18 protein-coding genes and 1 pseudogene are annotated in these 19,453 nt (G+C 76.0%); 14 read left to right on the top strand and 5 right to left on the bottom strand.

Translation table 11 applies throughout. The features are described 5' to 3' along the window. Positions 1–31: 31 nt before the first annotated feature. From ACL02T_RS23655 to ACL02T_RS23635, 5 genes and pseudogenes are all read left to right on the top strand, one after another. Positions 32–214, top strand: a pseudogene (locus ACL02T_RS23655) (alpha/beta fold hydrolase); the annotation flags it as partial. 120 nt (positions 215–334) lie between these two features. Then, positions 335–1,288 (top strand): SpoIIE family protein phosphatase, encoded by a 954-nt coding sequence (locus ACL02T_RS23650; RefSeq protein ID WP_412832961.1) that lies wholly within the window; start codon positions 335–337, stop codon positions 1,286–1,288. Continuing rightward, on the top strand, positions 1,285–1,530 hold the full coding sequence (locus tag ACL02T_RS23645; RefSeq protein WP_412832937.1) for a SpoIIE family protein phosphatase: 246 nt from the start codon (positions 1,285–1,287) through the stop codon (positions 1,528–1,530). The genes ACL02T_RS23650 and ACL02T_RS23645 overlap by 4 nt, the downstream gene beginning before the upstream one ends. A gap of 121 nt (positions 1,531–1,651) precedes the next feature. Beyond that, a complete protein-coding gene (locus ACL02T_RS23640; RefSeq protein ID WP_412832936.1) occupies positions 1,652–2,107 on the top strand; it encodes a universal stress protein in 456 nt (151 codons plus the stop codon). 546 nt (positions 2,108–2,653) lie between these two features. Continuing rightward, on the top strand, positions 2,654–3,088 hold the full coding sequence (locus tag ACL02T_RS23635; protein WP_412832935.1) for a hypothetical protein: 435 nt from the start codon (positions 2,654–2,656) through the stop codon (positions 3,086–3,088). A gap of 21 nt (positions 3,089–3,109) precedes the next feature. On the opposite strand, the gene ACL02T_RS23630 is transcribed toward ACL02T_RS23635, so the two are convergent. Further along, complete coding sequence (locus ACL02T_RS23630) at positions 3,110–3,703, bottom strand: helix-turn-helix domain-containing protein (protein WP_412832934.1); 594 nt, start codon at positions 3,701–3,703, stop codon at positions 3,110–3,112. 98 nt (positions 3,704–3,801) lie between these two features. On the opposite strand from ACL02T_RS23630, the gene ACL02T_RS23625 reads away from it, so the two are divergent. The 8 genes from ACL02T_RS23625 (at position 3,802) to ACL02T_RS23590 (ending at position 12,802) form a co-directional block, all read left to right on the top strand. Further along, positions 3,802–4,803, top strand: a complete 1,002-nt coding sequence (locus ACL02T_RS23625; protein ID WP_412832933.1) for an NAD(P)/FAD-dependent oxidoreductase — start codon at positions 3,802–3,804, stop codon at positions 4,801–4,803. A 171-nt stretch (positions 4,804–4,974) separates the two neighbouring features. Beyond that, positions 4,975–5,409 (top strand): DUF7144 family membrane protein, encoded by a 435-nt coding sequence (locus tag ACL02T_RS23620; RefSeq protein WP_412832932.1) that lies wholly within the window; start codon positions 4,975–4,977, stop codon positions 5,407–5,409. Positions 5,410–5,601: 192 nt separating this feature from the next. Then, complete coding sequence (locus tag ACL02T_RS23615) at positions 5,602–6,435, top strand: DnaJ C-terminal domain-containing protein (RefSeq protein WP_412832931.1); 834 nt, start codon at positions 5,602–5,604, stop codon at positions 6,433–6,435. 109 nt (positions 6,436–6,544) lie between these two features. Beyond that, positions 6,545–7,111, top strand: a complete 567-nt coding sequence (locus tag ACL02T_RS23610; protein ID WP_412832930.1) for a hypothetical protein — start codon at positions 6,545–6,547, stop codon at positions 7,109–7,111. Further along, on the top strand, positions 7,108–8,193 hold the full coding sequence (locus tag ACL02T_RS23605; protein ID WP_412832929.1) for a YihY/virulence factor BrkB family protein: 1,086 nt from the start codon (positions 7,108–7,110) through the stop codon (positions 8,191–8,193). The genes ACL02T_RS23610 and ACL02T_RS23605 overlap by 4 nt, the downstream gene beginning before the upstream one ends. Positions 8,194–8,358: 165 nt before the next feature. Then, a complete protein-coding gene (locus ACL02T_RS23600) occupies positions 8,359–11,304 on the top strand; it encodes a helix-turn-helix transcriptional regulator (RefSeq protein ID WP_412832928.1) in 2,946 nt (981 codons plus the stop codon). A 111-nt stretch (positions 11,305–11,415) separates the two neighbouring features. After that, complete coding sequence (locus tag ACL02T_RS23595; protein WP_412832927.1) at positions 11,416–12,252, top strand: oxygen-binding di-iron domain-containing protein; 837 nt, start codon at positions 11,416–11,418, stop codon at positions 12,250–12,252. Then, a complete protein-coding gene (locus ACL02T_RS23590) occupies positions 12,242–12,802 on the top strand; it encodes a hypothetical protein (protein WP_412832926.1) in 561 nt (186 codons plus the stop codon). Before ACL02T_RS23595 ends, ACL02T_RS23590 begins: the two co-directional genes overlap by 11 nt. 40 nt (positions 12,803–12,842) lie before the next feature. On the opposite strand, the gene ACL02T_RS23585 is transcribed toward ACL02T_RS23590, so the two are convergent. From ACL02T_RS23585 to ACL02T_RS23575, 3 genes are all read right to left on the bottom strand, one after another. Then, entirely contained in the window at positions 12,843–13,589 is a 747-nt protein-coding gene (locus tag ACL02T_RS23585; protein WP_412832925.1) for a maleylpyruvate isomerase family mycothiol-dependent enzyme, read from the bottom strand. A gap of 66 nt (positions 13,590–13,655) precedes the next feature. After that, positions 13,656–14,576, bottom strand: a complete 921-nt coding sequence (locus tag ACL02T_RS23580) for an alpha/beta fold hydrolase (RefSeq protein ID WP_412832924.1) — start codon at positions 14,574–14,576, stop codon at positions 13,656–13,658. Next, a complete protein-coding gene (locus ACL02T_RS23575) occupies positions 14,573–15,976 on the bottom strand; it encodes an FAD-binding oxidoreductase (protein ID WP_412832923.1) in 1,404 nt (467 codons plus the stop codon). The genes ACL02T_RS23580 and ACL02T_RS23575 overlap by 4 nt, the downstream gene beginning before the upstream one ends. Before the next feature lie 194 nt (positions 15,977–16,170). On the opposite strand from ACL02T_RS23575, the gene ACL02T_RS23570 reads away from it, so the two are divergent. Beyond that, positions 16,171–19,104: an AfsR/SARP family transcriptional regulator gene (locus tag ACL02T_RS23570; protein ID WP_412832922.1), complete on the top strand. Its 2,934-nt coding sequence runs from the start codon at positions 16,171–16,173 to the stop codon at positions 19,102–19,104. On the opposite strand, the gene ACL02T_RS23565 is transcribed toward ACL02T_RS23570, so the two are convergent. Next, entirely contained in the window at positions 19,057–19,443 is a 387-nt protein-coding gene (locus tag ACL02T_RS23565; RefSeq protein WP_412832921.1) for a metallophosphoesterase family protein, read from the bottom strand. The two genes, ACL02T_RS23570 and ACL02T_RS23565, sit on opposite strands and share 48 nt — an antisense overlap. Positions 19,444–19,453 lie beyond the last annotated feature (10 nt).

The following is a 19,453-nucleotide window of genomic DNA, read 5'->3' as shown; positions in this document are numbered from 1 at the left end:
CGGGCCCCGGGGTCGGCCGCGCGGGGCCGGTGGCTCGGACCCCGCCGCGTGGGACCCTCGAAAGTACTCCTCGCTCGACGGCTACGCGTCCGACGTGCTCGACATCTGCCACGAGCTCGACCTGCACGACGTCGTGTTCGTCGGACACTCGGTCGCCGCGCGCACCGGCGTGCTGGCGGCCAACCGCGAGCCCGCCCGCTTCTCCGCCCTGGTCCTCGTCACCCCCTCACCGCGCTACCTCGACGACGAGGGCTACCGAGGAGGTTTCAGCGCCGCCGACATCGACGAGCTGCTGGAGGCCCTCGACAGCAACTACCTGGGCTGGTCGGCGACGATGGCACCGCTGATCATGGGCAACCCCGACCGCCCCTCGACGCCACCGGCCACTGCCCACAGCTCAGTGCCCCCGAACAGACGGCGGCGGCGATCCTCTCCTTCCTGGCGCCCGAGTGACCACCCCGGTCCCGTCCCCCACGGCCCCGCCGGGCACCCGACGTGCGAGGGCCCGCTGACGATGTCGGACGACGCGGTGCGCGACGACGACACGGAGGACCTCTACGACCACGCGCCCTGCGGCTACCTGTCGACCGGAGCCGACGGAACGCTCGTCCGGGTCAACCACACACTGGCCGAGTGGCTCGGCCGCCCGCGCGAGCAGCTCCTCGGCGCGCGCTTCGTGGACCTGCTCACGGTGGGCGGTCGCCTCCACCACGAGACCCATTTCGCCCCCCTCCTCGCCATGCAGGGCAGTGTGAGCAACATCGCGACCGAGATGCGGTGCGCGGACGGCAGCCGGCTGCCCGTCCTGCTCTCCTCGGTGATCCGTCGGGACGCCCGGGGCCGGCCGGTCCTCGTCCGCACCATCGTGTTCGAGGCGGGCGACCGCCGTCGGTACGAACGCGAGCTGCTCGCCGCCAGGCGGCAGGCCGAGCGCGATCGCGACCGGGCGCAGCGGCTCGCGGCGGTGCTCCAGCGGACGCTGTTCCCCCCGACGCTGGCCGAGGTGCCCGGCCTCGAGACCGCCGCCTACTACCGCCCCGGCGCCCAGGACGTCGTCGGCAGCGACTTCTACGATCTGTTCCCGCTCCACGGCGACCGGTGGGGCCTGTTCATCGGCGACGTCTGCGGGAGAGGACCGGCCGCCGCGGCTCTGACGTCGCTCACCCGCTACACACTGCGCGCCGCGGTCGTGCACGACCCCGATCCCCGTGCGGTGCTCGGCACGCTCAGCTCCGTCCTCGCGCAGGAGGGTTCGGGCGACACGCCCGCGCTGTGCACCGGGTGGTGACGACGACGGTGGACCTCGGCCCCGGGGACACGCTCCTGCTCTATACCGACGGCCTTCCCGAGGCACGCACCGGCGCGGGAGCGGACCGATACGACGAGGACCGCCTCCGCGAGTTCGGTGCCGCGCTCCCGCCGGTCTCGGCGAAGGGGGTGGTCGACGCCGTCGAGGAGCTGCTCGCCGGCTTCACCGGGATCGACGACGACATCGCCCTGCTCGCCCTCGGTGTCCCGGAGGCCTTGTGAACGGGCTTCGAGCCGGGATCGACCCGCCGCACCGCGGCCGGTCCTGGCCGTCGGTGGGTCATCGGCCTCGACCGGGTACGCCCGGGGGACGGAGGCGTGACGAGCACGGAGGAGGCGTCCGATGTCGACGGGGAACGTGGTCGTCGGGGTGGATCCCACGGCCGAGTCGCGCGCGGCACTGCGGTGGGCGGCCCGCTACGCGGAGCTGACCGGCGGCACCATCCGCGCGGTGACGGTGCGGGACCTGCCGGTGCAACCCGGCGGCCCGGAGCGGATGACGTCCCGGGCCCGCGACGCCCCGTCTCCGGAGGAGACGCGGGCCGCCGTCGTCGGCCGGCTCGACGAGATCCTCGACGAGGCGCTCGACACCGACCAGGCCGAGCGGGCCGAGAAGCAGATCCTCCCCGGCGACCCGGCCGAGGTGCTGCTCGACCAGTCCGCCGACGCGGCGGTCCTGGTCCTCGGCAACGCGCACCACGGGGCGCTGGGCGGTGCGGTCACGGGCTCGGTCGCCCTGCAGTGCCTGCACCACGCCCGCTGCCCGGTCGTGCTGGTGCCGGCCGACGAACGGACCTGACGCCGTCGGGACCGGCCAGCCGTCCGTGCGCCCCGGCTCGTCGGGCGACGGCGTGGGTCCCGGACCCCGCCGCTGGGGCGGGGTCCGGGGCCCGGTGCGGCCCCGACCGGTGGGCCGCGACGGAGGGAGCAGATGCCAGCGTGACCACTCCGTCCGCTTCCGACGAGCCTGCCTGTTCTTCCGGATTCGTGCCGAGCCGCGGCCTTGCGGTCGCCTTACGAACCTCGTGACCCGGGGGTTCGGTCCGGATCCTGTCCTACTGTCTGCGCTCGGGGTGGGACGCAGCGCTGTGGGGGCGACACACCCGAGCGGTCACCTCCGTGTCCGAGGAACCGCCTCGCCCTTCGCCCCGGGGGCGGACGCTGCTGCGTCCCGCCTCGCCACGTCCGCACCCGTCGCCACCGGACGCCGGTGCGCCCCGGCTCCGGCTCCGGCGGCAGGGTGCGGCGGGACTGCCCGCGGACACGCGGGATGTGGTGGACTGTCCGCTCCGCACCGAGCCCTGCCGCGCGGGGTCCGCTGACACGGGAGGCAAGGGGGTCGGCAATGTCGTCGCAGCCCCGGCGGACCGCGTCCACCCTGGTCTGGCAGGTGCTCGGCGCGCTGTTCCTGCTCGCGATGGGCGGCATCCACCTCTACCTGGTCCTCCACGGCACCGGCGGCGTGCTCGGCGTGCTCTTCCTGTTGAACGCCCTCGGCGGGCTGGTGCTGGCGATCGCCCTGCTGGTCCTGCGGGGACGGCTGCTGGTGCTGGCCTCGGTGCTGGCTCTGCTCTTCATGGCGGGCACGCTGCTGGCGCTGGTGCTCGCGCTGACCGTCGGGCTCTTCGGCATCCGCTCCAGCCTCGACTACGCGCTCGCCCCGACCACCCTCGTCGTGGAGTCCGTCGGCACCGTCGTCCTGCTCGTGACCACGGTGCGGGTCGTCTCGGCGGTGCGGCACGGGACCGCGGGGGCCACGGCTCCGGGGCCCGGGGACTGACCTCCGGCCGTCGCCCGGGGCTCACTGCTGCGGGTGGTGCGGCCCGGAGGAGGCGTCGCGGTCCTGGTGTCCGCGACGGGCGTCGCGGTCGAAGAGCCCCAGGATCTCGGTCGGGCCGCCGGCACTGCCGATCGCGTGCGGCACCATCGTGGGGAACTCGGCGGCCTGGTTGGTCTCCACCCGCAGGCGACGGTTCCCGAGCAGCAGGATCGCCGCGCCCGACAGCACGACGAGCCATTCCCGGCCCGGGTGGGCGCGGAGCCGGGAGGGGTTGTCCGGCGGCGGGTCCACCATGCGCTGGCGGACGACGGCGATGTCCGGGTCCGCCCGCACGGCCCAGCGCATCGCCTGCCCGGCGGCGTCGTGCACCGGGTTGCTGACGACGTCCTCCGTGGTGGTCTCGACCAGCTGGTCGAGGGAGGTGTCCAGGGCGCGGGCGAGGGTGACGAGCTGATCCAGGGCCAGCCGTCGTTGCCCGTTCTCGATCCGGCTCAGGGTGGACGGGCTGAGCCGGGTCCGGGCGCCGAGGGCGTCGAGGGACCAGCCCTGCGCCACCCGCAGGGCGCGGATCCGCTTGCGCACGAGGCCGTCGAGGTCGCCGTCGTCTTGCTTCATGAGCAAGAGAGTATGTCGATGGCGCATGCCGTGCGTAGCGTCGTTCACGGCGGGCCGCCACCCGGAGGTCCGCGAACTGCGAGGAGGAGAGGCCACCCATGTCCCCCACCGCCACCCCGTTCGCGTCCGACGACCTGCCCACGACGACGCTCGACGCCGTCGTGATCGGCGGCGGTGCCGCCGGGCTGGCCGGCGCCCTGATGCTGGCCCGGTCCCGCCGATCGGTCGTGGTGATCGACGCCGGCACCCCCCGCAACGCCCCCGCCGAGGGCGTGCACGGCCTGCTCGGCCACGACGGCGTCCCACCGGCGGAGCTGCTGCGCGTCGGACGGGAGGAGGTGCGCCGCTACGGCGGGCGGATCGTGGCGGGCACCGTGGCCTCCACCGTCGCCGCCACCCCGTCGGCCGAGGGCGACCCGCGCTTCGTCGTCACCCTCGCCGACGGCCACCCGCTGCAGACCCGGCGCGTGCTGGTCGCCACCGGGCTGCGCGACCGGCTGCCCGAGGTCCCCGGCCTGGCCGAGCACTGGGGCCACGGCGTCGTGCACTGCCCGTACTGCCACGGCTGGGAGGTGCGCGACGAGCCCATCGGCGTGCTGGCCGTCGGCCCGGCCTCGGTCCACCACGCCCTGCTGTTCCGGCAGCTGACCGCCGACCTGGTCTACTTCACCCGCGGCACCGAGCTCGACGCGGACACCCGGGCCCGCTTCGCCGCCCGCGGCGTGCGCGTCGTGGACGACCCCGTGGCGGCGGTCGAGTCCGCCGAGGGCGGCATCACGGGCGTCCGGCTCGCCGACGGGCAGGTCGTCCCGCGACGGGTGATCGCCGTGGCGACCACGATGGTGGCCCGCACCGACGGCCTCGACGGCCTGGACCTGCCGACGGAGGACCTGCCGCACGGCATGGGCCGCCGCCTCGCGACCGGTCCGGCCGGCACGACGGCCGTCCCCGGTGTGTGGGTGGCGGGCAACGCCACGGACCTCGCCGCCCAGGTCGGTGCCTCCGCCGCGGCGGGCGCCCTGGCCGGTGCCCACATGAACGCCGACCTGGCCAGCGCGGACACCGACGCCGCCCTCGCCGCCAGCCGCCGCGCCGCGTAGCGAGCGCCCCGGCCCGCGCTCGCCCGGGGAACGCGGTCGCCGTCGTCCCCGAACCGGTCTTCCCCTGCTGCCGGCCGGGTCGAGGTGGATTCACCCCCGGCGGATGGTGCCGAGGAGGTACCCCGGGGCCAGCCTGCCGTCCGACACCGGGACCGCCGAGGGGAGTCCACGATGAGCACCGATGCCACACGTCCCGCCGAGTCCGGCGGAGCGGCGACACCGGGGGGCAGGACCGAGTTCACCACGACCTTCGCCAAGGGCGCCGCCGTCCTGATGTTGGTCGCGGGGGCCTGCGGCGTGCTGACGGGCCTCGCGTCGATCGCGCAGGACGAGATCGTGGTGCGCACGCCGCAGTACACCTACGCGCTCGACCTCAGCACGTGGGGCTGGATCCACCTGGTCCTGGCCGTCCTGCTCGGTGCGGCGGGCGCCGGCGTGCTGTGGGGCGCGAGCTGGGCCCGGGCCCTCGGCATCACCGCGGCCGCGCTGAACATCGTGGCGCACTTCGCGTTCCTCCCGCATTTCCCGGTCTGGGGCCTGATGCTCATCGCGCTCAACGTGATTGTGATCTGGGCGCTCGTCCCGTACCGGACGGAGCGGGCCTGACGGTCGGGATCCGGCCGCACGGAAAATGCCGGACGCCCATCCGGACGGGCCCACCACCTCGGCCAACCCGCCGAGGAGTGCGGTGAGGCACATCATTCCGCCATTCCGAAAGGTGGTCGTGAGATAGCGGGGGCCGTTGTCGGAAACCCGGTCGAGACACGACGGACGGAAGGGCGAGACGTGACGAACCGCATGCGCGATCCGTACCGCCTCCTCGGCGTTCCGGAGGACGCCGGGGCGGCCGAGATTCGTCGGGCCTATCGACGACTGGCTCGGAGTCTGCACCCGGACCGGGCGGACGGGCCGCACGCCGAGGAGCGCTTCCGGCGCGTCACGCACGCCTACCAGCAGGTGATGACCGCAAGGCGACGCTCCGGAACCCGGATGGGGCGGCGGACGCACCGTCGTCGTGCGGGCGGCACCGCCCGTACTGCCGGGCCGCACGCGGGCGCCGGCCCGCAGCGGCAGGAGCCGGCCCAGGGCGGCCCCGGGCCCGGCGACACCACCGCCGAGGCCGAGTTCTCCGTCGACGACGCCTACGTCGGCGGCCGCTACCGCATCACCGTCCCGCTCGACGACGGGCCGTGCTCCACTCTCGTCCGGCTCCCACCTCGGCTGGCCGACGGTCAGTTCGTGCGCCTGCAGGGCCGGGGCGAGCGGCGGCCCGACGGGCGGCGGGGCGACCTCTACGTCCTCGTGCGGCACACCCGACACCCCCGGTACCGGTCCCGCGGGCGCGACCTCGTCGTCGAGCTCCCGGTCACCCCGTGGGAGGCGGCACTGGGTGGTGCGGTCGAGACGAGCCTGCCCGGTGAGCGGATCCGGGTCCGGGTTCCCGCCGGCTCGTCGAGCGGCCGACGGCTCCGCGTCCGGGGCCTCGGCTTCGGCCACGGCGACGGGGGGCACGGTGATCTCGTCGCCGTCGTCCGGATCGTCGTGCCCCGCGCACCGTCGGACGCCGAGCAGCGCCTGTTCCAGCGGCTCGCCGACAGCTCGGCGTTCAGCCCCCGGCACGTCGCAGCCTGACGGGACCACCCGCTCGGCCGAGTCCGGCCGATCCCGCCGCACCCCGAAATCGGCAGACGATCGTCAGGTCGCGGAGAGATGGTCGTCGGCAGACGAGGTACTTCGAACAATGGTCGAACGGCAGAGCGCCCAGAGCCATCCGGGTTCACCCGGGGACGACACGATCGCCTCCACCGATCCGGAGCGCGCCCCCGCACCACGCGGGCCGGGGTCCCGCGGCACCGCACGCTGGGTCGTCGTGGGGGCGCTGGCCGGCTTCCTCGCCGGGGTCGGCTTCGCCGCCCTCCACTCCTGGTTCGCGGTGAGCACCGGGGCGGGAGCGCTCGCCCCCTTCCGCAGGATCGCGACGATCGTGCAGGGGCCGCCACCGGACACGGACGCGATCTGGGTCGGCATGCTGGTCCACTCGCTGATCGCCGCCGTCCTCGGGGTGATCTTCGCGGGCGTCCTGCTGCCGATGCGCCGACGCTCGGCGGGCTGGCTGGCCTGGGCCGGACTCGTCTTCGGCGCCGCGGTCTACCTCGTCGACTTCCAGGTGCTCGCTCGCACGATCCCCCAGTTCTCGGCGTTCCAGCAGGTCAGTCAGCCCTTCGAACTGGCGGCGCACCTCGTGTTCGGGGCCCTGCTCGCCACCTTCGCCGTGCTGGCCAAGCCTCGCGCGGCCACGCGCACGTGACCCAGGTCGGCAGCCGGCCGATCGCGCCGGGCCGGAACCGCAGCGTGGTCGACCGCGGTCGGGAGGTGCGGGCACCCGGCCCGCGCCCGGTCCCCCGACGGGCGCGCTGGTGGGCCTTCGGCCGCGCCTACGTCGACGAGGTCGGCGAGGACCGACTGCCCGGGCTCGCCGCGGAGGTCGCGTTCTTCAGCGTCCTCGGCGTGTTCCCCGGCATGCTCATCCTGACCGGGCTGCTCGGCAACCTGGACCGCCTCGTCGGCGCCGACCTCGCCCAGCGCGTGGAACGCCGGGTCGTGGGCACCCTCGACACCGTCCTCACCGAGCGGGCCGGGCCCGTCCTCGCCGCCGTGCGCGGCCTGTTCGACGAGCAGCGCGGGAGCCTGCTCACCCTCGCCGCCGCGGGCTCCCTGGTCACCCTCTCCGGCGCGTTCGCCGTGGTGATCGCCGCGATCAACATCGCCCACGACACGGTGGACGGGCGCAGCTGGATCCGCCGCCGCCTGATGGGACTCGGCCTCGGACTGGTGACGCTGCTCGCCGCCGTCCTCGCACTCGCCGTGTTCGTCGTCGGCCCGCTGCTCGGCGGGGGCCGCGCCGTGGCCGAGGCCGCGGGCATGGGCAGCCACTTCGTGCTTGTCTGGCAGCTCGCCCGGTATCCCCTCGCCGTGGCGGGCATCGTCGGCTGGACGACGGCCCTGCTCCGGTACGCGCCGCGGCCGCGGATCGCGTGGCGGGAGGCCCTGCCCGGAGCGCTGCTGGCGACCGCACTGTGGGCCGCCGCCAGCGCGGGCCTGCACCTCTACCTCGTCGTCGCCGCCGGCGCGAACCCCGTCCTCGGGGCCTTCGGTGGCGGCGCGATCGTGATGATCTGGCTCTACCTGCTCGGACTCTCGCTGCTGCTCGGCGGCGAGCTCAACGCGACACTGCGTCGCCGGCGGGGGCGGGCCGCGCGCCGGCCGGCGGCCCGCTTCGAGGAGGGAGCACGCCCTCTGCGCGTCGGCCGGGCCGGCGCCGAGGTCACGGCGCCGGCGCGACCCACGCGGCGCAGCGGAACGGCCGGGTCCGCCGCAAGCCGACCGTAAGGTGCAATCCCGGCCGGATCCGGCAGGCTCGACGCGCGGGTGGAGTCGTACGGCAGCGCCGCCGTACCTCCACTCCGCGACCAGCCCGTGGCCGTGCCACGCAGGAGCCGTCCGGGCGCCCCGATCCATGGACCGGCGTCCCTGGTGGTGGACGACCCCCGCGGAATGGGCGACGGTGAGGTGGTGGAGCCGCTGCTGTGCCCCCGGACGATCGGCCGGGGCGCCGAGACCGAGTGGCTGCTGCGCTGCGTGGAGGGGGCCGCGGCCGGGTCGGGTCGAGCCACCGTGGTGCTCGGGGACGCCGGGATGGGCAAGTCCCGGCTGACCCGGACGGCCACGGCGCACGCCCGGGCGCGGGGTGTCCGTGTCCTCCCCGGCCGGGTCCGCGACGGAGCCGTCGGCGTCCCCTACGCCGTGTTCGGCGAGGCCCTGGCGGCCGGGTTCCGAGACGGCGGCTGGCCGGCCGCCGCCGCGCTGCGGCCGGTCCGGGCCCAGCTCGGTCACCTCGCGGGCGAGGCGGTGCCCGCGCCCCGCGGCGGGATGTCCCGCCTGGCCGTGGCCGAGGCGTTGCTGCGCCTGCTGACCGTGCTCGCGCGCGACGGCGGCGCCCTGCTGGTCGTCGAGGACCTGCACTGGGCCGACGAGGACACGATCTGGGTCCTCGAGTACCTGCTGTCCACGACCGCGGACCACGACGCGGCCTGTCTGGTGACGCTGCGCCCCGACCGCCCCGACCGCCCCGACCACCCCGGCCGCGCCCTCTCCGTGGTGCGCCGGCTGGCCGACACCCGAGCGGCGCACCTGCTGGAGCTGGCCCCCCTGTCCGATACGGAGGTCGACCGGATGGTGCTGGCGTGCCTCGGCGAGGACGCGACCGCGGACGGGTTGCTCACCTTCGTCCGCGAGCACGCCGACGGCGTTCCGTACGTCGTCGAGGAGCTGTTGGCGGGACTGCGCCGGGCGGCGGCGCTCCTCCCGCGCGACGGCACCTGGCGGGTCGTCGAGGACCGTCTGGCGGCAGCGGTCCCTGCCACCGTCGCGGAGCTGGTGACGCAGCGGACGGCCGGACTGCGCCCACGCACCCGGCAGGTGGTGAGCGTCGCGGCCCTGCTCGGCCGGGTGTTCGACTGGCAGCTCCTGGCCCGGGTCGTCGGCACGGGTGAGGACGCGGTGCTCGCCTGCCTCCGCGAAGCCGCCGACGCCCAGCTCGTGGAGCCCGACGAGGGCAGCGGCGCCCTGCGGTTCCGGCACGCGCTGACGCGGGACTTCGTCGCCGCGCGGCTCCTCCCGCCGGAACGGGCGACGCTGGCGGCGACCGCGCTGGGCGTCGTGGCGGCGGAACGCCCCGACCTGCCCGGCGAGTGGTGTTCCCTGGCGGCGGAGCTGGCCGAACTGGCCGGGGACGCGGGCGCCGCGGCCCGGCACCTGACGGAGCTGGGCCGCCGGGCCCGGGGCCGTGGCGGCCTGGCCACCGCCGCCGCGCACTTCACCCGTGCCCTGCGGTGCCTCGACCGTGCCGGGGAGGACTCCCTGCCGGTCCGGGAGGAGCTGGCCGCCGCCCACGCGCTCGCCGGGGAGGTCGAGCCGGCGCTGGACCTGGGCCGTCCGGCGCTGGCCGAGCGGCAGGCCCGCGGCGACGACCCCGCCCGGGAGTCCGCGCTGCGCATCGCCTTGGCCCGGGCGCTGTACACCGCCGGCCGGTGGGACGCCGCCGGCGCGGAGCTGGACCGCGTCCGCCCCTCGGCCGCCCCGGAGGCCCGGCTCGAGGCCACCGCGTTGCGGGCGCACGTCGTCATGGCGCGTGGAGACCCCTCGGCGGCCGCGGCGCTCGCGCGCGAGGTCCTGGACCCGGCGGCGACCGGACGCAGCCCGGCGACGGCGTGCGAGGCGTGGGAGGCGCTCGGTCAGACGCAGCGCCTGCACGACGTCGCCGCGGCCGAGCGCTCCTTCACGGCGGCGCTGGCGGAGGCCGAACGGCACGGCCTGGACGACTGGCGCGTGCGCTCCCTGCACGAGCTGGGCACCATCGATCTCCTGGACACCATGCGCACCGACCGGCTCGAGGCGGCCCGCCGGGCCGCCGTCCGCGCCGGGATGCCCGCGACGGTCGTCGTCGTCGACTTCCACCTCGCCGAGGCCCTGGTCGCCCGCGGGCACGACGCGGCGGGGCGGCAGGCCGCCGAGCGCGCCGCCGCCGTGGCGCGACGGCTGCGGTCCTCGGTGCTCGCGCCGGCCTTGATCACCCTGGCCCGCTCGTACGCGCACGAGCTGCGCGAGACCGACATGGAGCGCGCGCTCGGCGAGGCGGCGCGCAGCGCCCCCGATGATCCCGCCGTCGCGGCCGGAGCATGGGGACGTGCACGCGTGATGCTCGCTCTGCACCGGGCCGACCCGGCCGCCGCCCGTGCCGCGCTCGACCGCGCCGTCGAGGTCCTGCGCACGCTGCCGGGGCACCACTTCCCGCACTGGGGACTCTGGGCGCTGCTGCACGCGCTGGACGACGGCGACCCGGACGGTCGCACCCTGGCCGAGGCCGCCGCCGCGGCCGGCTCGGACACCCGGTTCAACCGCTGTCTGACCGACGCAGCGCGTGCCGTGCGGACCGGGGCCGACGACCCGGTCGCGGCGCAGGCCTGCTTCGACGCCGCGATCGAGGAGCTGCGCGGCTACCTGGACGCCGACTGGTTGGTCCACCTGGTCCGTTGGCTCGTCGCCCCGGCCGCCGCCCGGGACCGCTGGGGCGACCCCGCGGACTGGCTGCGGGTCGCCGTGCGGTGGTTCGCCGACCACGACCGGCCGCTGTTGGCCTCGGCCGCGCGCACACTCCTGAGGGACGCCGGCGAGCAGGTGCCACGGCGGGGACGGGGACGCTCCGCCGTCCCGCCCCGGCTGCTGGCCGTCGGCGTGAGCAGCCGCGAGGTCGACGTCCTCCGGCTCCTCGCCGAGCCCCGGTCCAACCGGGCGATCGCCGAGCGGCTGGTCCTGTCGCCGCGCACCGTGGAGAAGCACGTCGCGAGCCTGCTGCAGAAGACCGGGGCACCCGACCGGGACGGCCTGACCGCGCTGGCCAGGGAGCTGACGTTCGGGTCACGGGTGCCGCCTGCGCGCTGAGTGGGTGCTCCTCGGCGCTATCCGGGTGCTCGACACCCGGGACCGGACCGGTGTCCCCGGACGAGGCTCGTCCTGCGCCCCTCCTCCGATCAGGGCGCACAGGAGGCAACCATGGACCCGTTCGTGGGCGAGCCGTACCCGGCCGCCCCTGACACCTACGTGATCCCGACCTACTGGCCGGTCCCGGGGGTCGGCGTCATCCCGATGAACGCCTTCGTCATCGGCTCCGCCGAGCCCGTCCTGGTCGACACCGGCGCCGGCGCCCTCGGCGAGCAGTTCCTGGCCGCGCTGGAGTCGATCGTCCGGCCGGCCGACCTGCGCTGGATCTGGCTGACCCACGAGGACCGCGACCACACCGGCAGCCTCATGCGGGTGCTGGACGCCGCACCACGGGCCACGGTCCTGACCACCTTCATGGCGGTGGGACGGATCCTGCCCGAGCACCCCTTCCCGCTCGACCGGCTGCGGCTGGTCAACCCGGGCGAGAAGGTCGACGTCGGCGACCGGACCCTCGCCGGGCTGCGGCCACCGCTGTTCGACAGTCCCGCCACGGTGGGTCTGTTCGACGACCGCACCGGGGCGCTGTTCAGCTCCGACTGCTTCGGCGCGCCGCTGCCCACGGCCGACCTCGCCATGGCCCCCCGGGCCGACGACATCCCGCCGGAGGTCCTGGCCCCCGCCCAGCTCGCCTGGGCATCGGTCGACAGCAGCTGGGTCACGATGGCCGACCCGCTCGTCCTCGGCCGCGCCTTCGACCAGCTCCGCCGGATGCAGCCCAGCACCGTGCTGAGCTCCCACCTCCCGCCGATCCACCACTGCCTGGACCGCGCCGCGGACACCCTGCGGGCGGCGCCCACCACCCCGCCCGTACCGGCGACCACCCAGGCCGAACTCGACGTCCTGCTCGCCTCGATGGAACCACACAAGGAGACCGCCGATGTCCGTTGACACCCACGCCCGGACCGCGGGCGCACAGCACGCGCAGGACGCCCACCGAACCCGCCTGTTCCGCATGGAAGGGCGGCTCACCGAGCTCGTCGTCGTCGGACTCGCCGACGAGGGCCTGCGCATGCACAACAGCTTCGAGGGCCGCATCGTCGACGGGGAACCGACCGGTGGACGGGTGAGCGGCGTGGACGAGTTCCTCATCCGTCCCGACGGCATCGGTGTCGTCGACGCCCGCGAGGTCGTCGTCTCCGACGCCGGCTCGCTCACCGCCACCGTCCTCGGCTACGCCCACCCGCCGGCCGGCATGCCCGTGCCGCCCCTCGAGGTGTTCCTCGACCCGGACTTCGCGTGGCCGGACGTCCCCTTCGCCCTCGAGTGCGGGGCCGTCTACCGGGCCGCGAACACGGCCTTCGACGAGCTCGGGCGCACCGCGGTGGTGCACCTCGGCCAGGTCAACATGGCCACCCGCGAGCTGGTCATCGAGGGCTACCGCGGCTCCGCACTGGCCCGGTCGCCGCGGCCGGACGGGGAGACCGCCCCCGCCCGGTAAGACGGCTGCGCGCCGGCCCGTTCCGGCCGCCTCCGGGTGGTCAGAACGGGACCGGCGTGCCGAGCAGCCCCTCCGCGGCGCCACGACCCGACACGATCCGGCAGAACTCGACCGCGTCGCACACGATCGCGTCGCCACCTCGGCCCCTGACGTGGTGACCGCCGGCGACCCCGGTGAGGAGGAGGTCGACGGGCCGGCCGTGCCGCGCCATCCAGTCGGCGACGACATCGGCGACGATCCGTCCGTCGTGCCCGGCGGTCAGCTCGGGCTGCCGGCCGACCGCCCGGCAGATGTCGATCCGGTGCATCCACACGTCCCGGGTGTAGACGACGTCCATGAGGTAGCGCAGCCGCCAGGTCTCCCGCACCGGCGGGCCCACCCGCATCGGCACCATCCCGGCCCACCGGCTCCACCTCCGGCGTCGGACGACCGCCCCCGGCACCGCGCGGGCGAACCGCGCGCGCAGCTCCGCCGGACCCAGCTGCCGGCGCCGGTCGACCTGGAAGGCGCTCACCGGGTCCACCTCGACGGCGAGCCCGCGTCGCCCCCGGCGCAACTGGCGGACCATCTCCGGGAGGGCCGCGTTCGCCTCCGTGGCGCCCACGACGTGCGCGGTCAGCAGACGCACGTCCCACGGTGCACACTCCGTGGGTCGCGACCAGTCCTGCTCGTCCAGCACGGCGAGCAGCGCACCGAACCGGCCGTACTCCACGGCGGCCAGCTCGCCCGCCTCCTCCGGTGACAGCCGCCGCGCGGGGTCTCCCCCCGTCGCGTCGTCACCGGTCACGGGCCCAGGATGCACCAGGGCCCGCGGCGGGGGCCAGAACCGACCGACGAGTGGCTCCCGGCGACCTCAGGGCCGGAGGAACCCCCCGACCAGCGCGGCGACGGTCTCGGGTTGCTGGACGCCGAGGTCGTGCGCCCCGTCGTGGACCACCACCCCGCGGCCGTGTTCGAGCCGCTGCACCACCCGGTCGGCGTGGTCGCGGGACAGCAGCGGGCTGTGCTCGCCGCGGACGAGCAGCGTCGGGACGCAGACCCGGTCGACCGCGGACCACAGCTGCGACTCGGTGGCGAAGCCCGTCTCGGCCTGCCGGGCCAGCCCCGCGGCGTCGAACCGCCAGCCGAGCCGGCCGTCCCCGCGCCGGACGAGACAGTGCTCCACGTAGTGCCGCAGCAGGGGCTCGCGGGCGTACGGATCGCCCGCCAGCCACTCCTCGACGGCCTCCTGCGGACTGCGGTAGGAGGCCTCGGCCATCGCGGCGAGCACGGCCGGTAGCTCCTCCGCCGCGAACCCGCTGCGGAGCGTCTCCGGCCCGATGTCGATCACGACCAGGCGTTCGACGAGGTCGGAACGCCGCGCCGCCAGCAGCAGGGCGGCCATGCCGCCGAGCGAGTGCCCGAGCAGCCGGACCGGCGCCGCCCCGGACCGGACGATCAGCTCGCCGAGGTCGTCGGCGAGAGCGGCTGCCGAGTAGTCCGACGCACGATCACTGGCCCCGTGCCCGCGCTGGTCGACGGCCAGCACCCGGAAGCCCGGCGCCAGGGCCGCGAGCAGCGTGTCCCACTCGCGGGAATGGCCCATGACCCCGTGCACCATCAGCACGGCGGGTGCCGCCGGGTCACCGAGCTCGCGGTAGTGCAGCCGGAGCCCGTTGACCCGCACGACGTGGTCGACGGCCGGCCGCGCCGGGGCCCGTGGTCGCAGCCCCGCACCCCCCGACGTCCCCCGGGTCCCGCTCCCGCCCCGTCCCGGACGGAACGCCGTGCTCACGGCTTCCCCGCGGCGTCGGCGAGCACGCCGTCGGGGTCGTAGGCCCGGCGGACGGCGTCGAGCCGATCCGTGCCGCGCCCGTACAGCGCCGCCGCACCGGTCTCGGCGTCCAGACCCGCGAAGTTGAGGTAGACCCCGCCGGTGGCGTAGGGGCGCATCGCGTCCCAGGCCGTGCGCGCCCAGCGCAGCGCCGTCGCGTCCAACGCCGGATCGGTCCAGCCCGCGTCGATGCTGAGGTTGTACCGGGCTCCGCGGTGGGGGTAGGCGCTCTCCTCCGGTCCGACCCGGTCGACGGCCCCACCGAGGGTCCGCAGGACCAGGAGCGACTCCGGGTTGGGCCGGTCGGCGTCGCAGGCCAGCAGCGTCTCGATCGCCTCGTCGGTCAGACCGTCCAGGAAGTGCGACTTGAAGAAGTACCGGCCCCCGTCGGGGAACAGCGCGTCGACCGAGCTCTGCACCTCGACGTACGGCACGGTGCCGCCGGCGTCGAGCAGCGGGGTGCCGAGCTCGGCGAGCGGGGCCAGCACCTGCGCGCCCTCGGCGGGGTCGCCGGCGTGGACGGCCAGCACGACGACCACCTTCTGCCCGTGCATCTCGGTCGGGACGGCCGGATCGGCCGGGACGTTCCAGAGCACGAACTCGGGTGCCACGGTCTCCGGGAGCGTCGCGGTCAGGTCCCGCCAGGCGCGCAGCACCTCGCGCGCCTGCTCGTAGGGGTAGAACACCTGGGCGGTGGCGACCTCGGGCCCCAAGGGGTGCAGCTCGAACTCGAAGGAGGTCACGATCCCGATACCCCGGCCACCACCCCGGGCGGCCCAGAACAGGTCGGGGTGCTCCCCCCGGCCGGCCGTGCGGACCACGCCGTCCGCGGTGACCACCTCGATCGAGCGGACGTTGTCGCACGCCAGGCCGTGGGCCCGCATGATCAGCCCCATGCCCCCGCCGAGGGTGAACCCCGCGACCCCGGTCCGGGACACCTCCCCGCCCGGGGTCACCAGCCCGAACACCTGGGTCGCCCGGTCGACGTCCGCCCATCGTGCGCCGGCCTGCACCCGCGCCGTGCGCGCGACCGGGTCGACGTGCACGCCCCGCATCGCCGACAGGTCGATCACCAGGCCGTCGTCGCAGACCGCGCTGCCGGCCACCTGGTGTCCGCCACCCCGGACGCTGACGACCGGGCGGAACTGCCGGGCGACCTCGACGGCCTCGACGACGTCGGCCGTTCCCGCACACCGGGCGATGACCGCCGGATGCCGGTCGATCAACCCGTTCCACACCCGCCGGGCGGCGTCGTAGTCCGGGTCCCGGCGGTCCAGGACGGCCCCCTGCATCCGCGCGCGCAGCGCCCCGACCATCGCCTCGTCCGCCCGCGGCGGCACCGTCGACCCACTGATCGCCATGGTCCTCACCTCCTCGTCGGCCGGCCCCGCGCCGGCCGGGCACGATGCTCGGCCCGCGCTCTGCCACCCGTCTCGCACCGCGCTGTCACCGCCCTGCCGTCGATCCGGGCGCGTCCGCCGTCGCCCCGTGGCCCTGGGCACGACCCGCGCGGGCGGGCATGCTGGCCGGAGGAGGTGCGGGCATGGAGTCGGGCATGTCCTCCACCGTCGCGATCGACGTGCTCGGGCCGCTGCGCCTGACGGTCGACGGGCGGCCGGTCGCCGTGCCCGGGCACAAACGTCGCGCCGTGCTGGCGCTGCTGGCCCTCGCCGAGGGGCGGGCGGTCACGGTCGACGACCTCGTGGACGGGCTGTGGCCCGACGATCCGCCGGCATCGTGCCGTGCCGCGGTCCACAGCCACATCTCCCGGTTGCGCGGCCACCTCGGGCCGGCGGCGGGGTGTCTGCAGACCCTCGACGGCGCCTACCGGCTCGCGCTGGACCGCGGGGCGCTGGACGTCGTCGGCGCGCGCCGGTTGCTCGCCTCGGCCCGAGCCGCGGAGCAGACGGACCCGGGCGGAGCCGCCGCGCTGGTGCGCGAGGCCCGGGCGCTCTGGCGTGGTCCGCCGCTGGCCGAGCTGCGGGACGTGGCCGCCGTGGCGGCGGCCGCGGTCGGCCTCGAGCGGTTGGGCCGGGACGTCACCGAGCTGTTGATCCGCTGCTCGATCGCGGGCGGGGAGCTCGAGGGGATCACCGGGCTGGCCGCGGAGGCCGTCGCGGCCGACCCGCTCGCCGAACCCGCGGTCCGGCAGCTGATCGAGGCACTGGCGAGGACCGGCCGGGGGGCGCGGGCGCTGGAGACCGCGCGCGACTTCCGGCGACGGCTCGTCGAGGAGACGGGCCTGGACCCCTCGCCCGCGCTCGACGAGCTGGAGCGGGCGGTCGCGGGCGGCGACCTCGGGCAGGGCCCGGCCATTGCGGCTCCGGGGCCGGCACCGCCCGCCGCCGTCGGGCCGTCGCCCGGCACGCCGCTCGTGGGACGCCAGGTGCAACTGGTGGAGCTGCAGAGACTCCTCGTCGGCGAGCGGCTGGTCACCGTCGTCGGTCCGGGCGGGATCGGGAAGACGCGCCTCGCGCTCGAGGTCGCCCGCTCCGCCGCCGCGCCGGTGCTCCGCCTCGCGCCGGTGACCGATCCGGCTGCCGTCCCGCACGCCCTGGCCGCGGTACTGGGCCTGCACGTGGTGCGGGGCGACGTCCTGACGGCCTGCGCCGCCGCGCTGGGCACCGGCCCCCGGCTCCTGGTGGTCGACAACTGCGAGCACCTGCTCGACGCCGTCCGGGACACGGTCCGCACCGTGCTCGAGCGCTGCCCCGGCCTGACCGTCCTGGCCACCGGCCGGGAACCCCTCGGCCTCGCCGCCGAGTGCCCGTTCCGGCTGGGCGGGCTGGCCGTACCCGCTCCCGGCGACGAGATCCCCGGCCGCAGCCCGGCGGTGGCACTGTTCCTCGACCGCGCCCGGCGGGTCCGCCCCGGCTTCGCGCCGGACGAGGAGGAGCTCGACCTCGTCGCCGAGATCGTGCGCCGGCTCGGCGGGATGCCGCTCGCCGTCGAGCTGGCCGCCGGGCGGCTCTCGACCTTCTCCACCGGCGACCTCGCCGCCCGGCTCGACCGCGCCCTCGACCTGCTCGGCTCGGGCCGGACCACCGCCGATCCCCGGCACCGGACGCTGCGCGACACCGTGGCGTGGTCCTACCAGCTGCTCACCGACGACGCGCGACGGCTGTTCCGCCACCTCTCGGTGTTCGCCGACGGCGTGGACCTGGCCACGGCCGAGGCCGTCGCCGTCGACCTGGGTCTGCCGGCCGATCCCGGGAGCGTGCTGGCCCACCTGGTCGACGCCTCGATGGTCGAGGTCGCCTTCGAGGACCACCCCCGCTACCGGATGCTCGAACCCCTGCGCGCGTTCGGGCTCGACCGGCTCGCCGCGGCGGGCGAGACCTCCGCCGCGCAGGCCCGGCTGGTGCGCTGGGCCGTCGACCTGACCGCGTGGATCGACGCCACGATCGTCTCCGACCGGGAGCCCGAGGCCGACGCCGTGCTGCGGCGCGAGCTGCCGAACCTGCGCGCCGCCTGGCGTCTCGCACGGCGCGGCCCGGCTCTCGACGACGCCGTCGCACTGGTGGTCGCCCTCCACGACGCGCTCGACTGGCGGGACCTGACCGAGGCGTGGAGCTGGCCCGAGGAGCTCGCCGGTGACCCGGCCCTCGCGGAGCACCCGCGGGCCGCCGAGGTCCTCGGCGTCGCCGCCGGCATCAGCTACCTGCGGGGCGACCACCGACGCGCCGACGCGCAGGCCCGCACCGGGCTCGCCGGCGCCACCGGTCCCCGGGGATCCTGGCTGTGCCTCACCAGCCTCGCCGAGGCCGACATGGCCCGCGGCGCCTACCGCGAGGCCCTGGACCACTCCCTCGCCGCCGACGCCCTGGCCACGCGGCCCACCGAGAACCTGGGGGTGGCCGCGCTCGCCGCGGCCTACGCCGGGGACCTCGACCGTGCCGCCTCCCTCGTCGCCGCGCTCGACGCCCGGGCCGGCTCACCGGGCCTGCACGGCTTCGCCTCCTACGTCGCGGGGGAGATCCACAGCGTCGCCGGCCGCCCGGAGCGTGCCGAGCAGTGCTACCGCCTCGCCGTCGACCGGGCCCGCAGGTCAGGAGCCACCTTCCTGCACGGGATCGCCGCGGTCGGCCTGGCCGGCGTGCACGCCGCCCGCGGACGCTGCGCCGAAGCGCTCGACGGCTACCGCGACGCGATCGAGTACTGGGCCACGGCGGGGAACTGGACCCACCAGTGGGTCACCCTGCGCAACCTGGCCGACCTGCTGCGCCGGCTGGACGACCCCGAGACCGCCGCCGTGCTCGACGCGGCGGCCGACCTGGCCCCGGACGCACCGGCCGGGCACGGCGGCGACGGGGCGACAGCCACCGAACACCTCGGGAGGGACGCCGCGCTCGAGGTCGCCCGGCGCGCCGTCGCGCGACACCTCGGCACACGGCCCCCGAGCCGCGTCGGGTGGGAGCCGATCACCGCCCCGCAGGTGCCGTCAGGGCGTCGATCGCCTTCGCGACCGCGGGCACGTCGTCCGTGGTGAGGTGCGGCATCCCGGGCAGTGGTCGGGACCGAACGCGGCCTCGTGCGCGGCCACGCGCTCGTCGGTCACGGTGATGCCTGCCCAGGCGCCCAGCCCGGGCATCCCGACGTCGTGGTTGCCGGGCACGACCACCAGCGGCGCCGTGATGAGGTCGAGCAGCTCGCGGGCGTGGGCGCGGTCGTCCGCGTCGTCCGGGTGGACGAGCTGGATGTCGCCCGAGTGCACGACGAGGTCGGGGCGGACGTCCTCGTCGAGGTGCCGGGCGAGGAGTCCGAAGGCGTTCTCGGTCGGCCCGCCGGCCGCGGTCAGGTGGGTGTCCGAGATCTGCACGATCTTCACGGGCGTCGCC

It is taken from the genome of Pseudonocardia oceanicola (assembly GCF_047200735.1).
In the GTDB taxonomy this organism is placed as follows: domain Bacteria; phylum Actinomycetota; class Actinomycetes; order Mycobacteriales; family Pseudonocardiaceae; genus Pseudonocardia.
Note: the sequence above shows the minus strand (reverse complement) of the source record. Positions and strands in the feature narration are given on the sequence as shown.

What these genes read in the sequence shown, in the direction of transcription:
- ACL02T_RS23650 (WP_412832961.1), top strand. Translation starts at nt 335, where the DNA reads ATGGCACCGCTGATCATGGGCAACCCCGACCGCCCCTCGACGCCACCG.
- ACL02T_RS23630 (WP_412832934.1), bottom strand. Translation starts at nt 3,703, where the DNA reads ATGAAGCAAGACGACGGCGACCTCGACGGCCTCGTGCGCAAGCGGATC.
- ACL02T_RS23615 (WP_412832931.1), top strand. Translation starts at nt 5,602, where the DNA reads ATGCGCGATCCGTACCGCCTCCTCGGCGTTCCGGAGGACGCCGGGGCG.
- ACL02T_RS23610 (WP_412832930.1), top strand. Translation starts at nt 6,545, where the DNA reads ATGGTCGAACGGCAGAGCGCCCAGAGCCATCCGGGTTCACCCGGGGAC.
- ACL02T_RS23640 (WP_412832936.1), top strand. Translation starts at nt 1,652, where the DNA reads ATGTCGACGGGGAACGTGGTCGTCGGGGTGGATCCCACGGCCGAGTCG.
- ACL02T_RS23570 (WP_412832922.1), top strand. Translation starts at nt 16,171, where the DNA reads ATGTCCTCCACCGTCGCGATCGACGTGCTCGGGCCGCTGCGCCTGACG.
- ACL02T_RS23600 (WP_412832928.1), top strand. Translation starts at nt 8,359, where the DNA reads ATGGGCGACGGTGAGGTGGTGGAGCCGCTGCTGTGCCCCCGGACGATC.
- ACL02T_RS23620 (WP_412832932.1), top strand. Translation starts at nt 4,975, where the DNA reads ATGAGCACCGATGCCACACGTCCCGCCGAGTCCGGCGGAGCGGCGACA.
- ACL02T_RS23625 (WP_412832933.1), top strand. Translation starts at nt 3,802, where the DNA reads ATGTCCCCCACCGCCACCCCGTTCGCGTCCGACGACCTGCCCACGACG.
- ACL02T_RS23575 (WP_412832923.1), bottom strand. Translation starts at nt 15,976, where the DNA reads ATGGCGATCAGTGGGTCGACGGTGCCGCCGCGGGCGGACGAGGCGATG.
- ACL02T_RS23595 (WP_412832927.1), top strand. Translation starts at nt 11,416, where the DNA reads ATGGACCCGTTCGTGGGCGAGCCGTACCCGGCCGCCCCTGACACCTAC.
- ACL02T_RS23635 (WP_412832935.1), top strand. Translation starts at nt 2,654, where the DNA reads ATGTCGTCGCAGCCCCGGCGGACCGCGTCCACCCTGGTCTGGCAGGTG.
- ACL02T_RS23590 (WP_412832926.1), top strand. Translation starts at nt 12,242, where the DNA reads ATGTCCGTTGACACCCACGCCCGGACCGCGGGCGCACAGCACGCGCAG.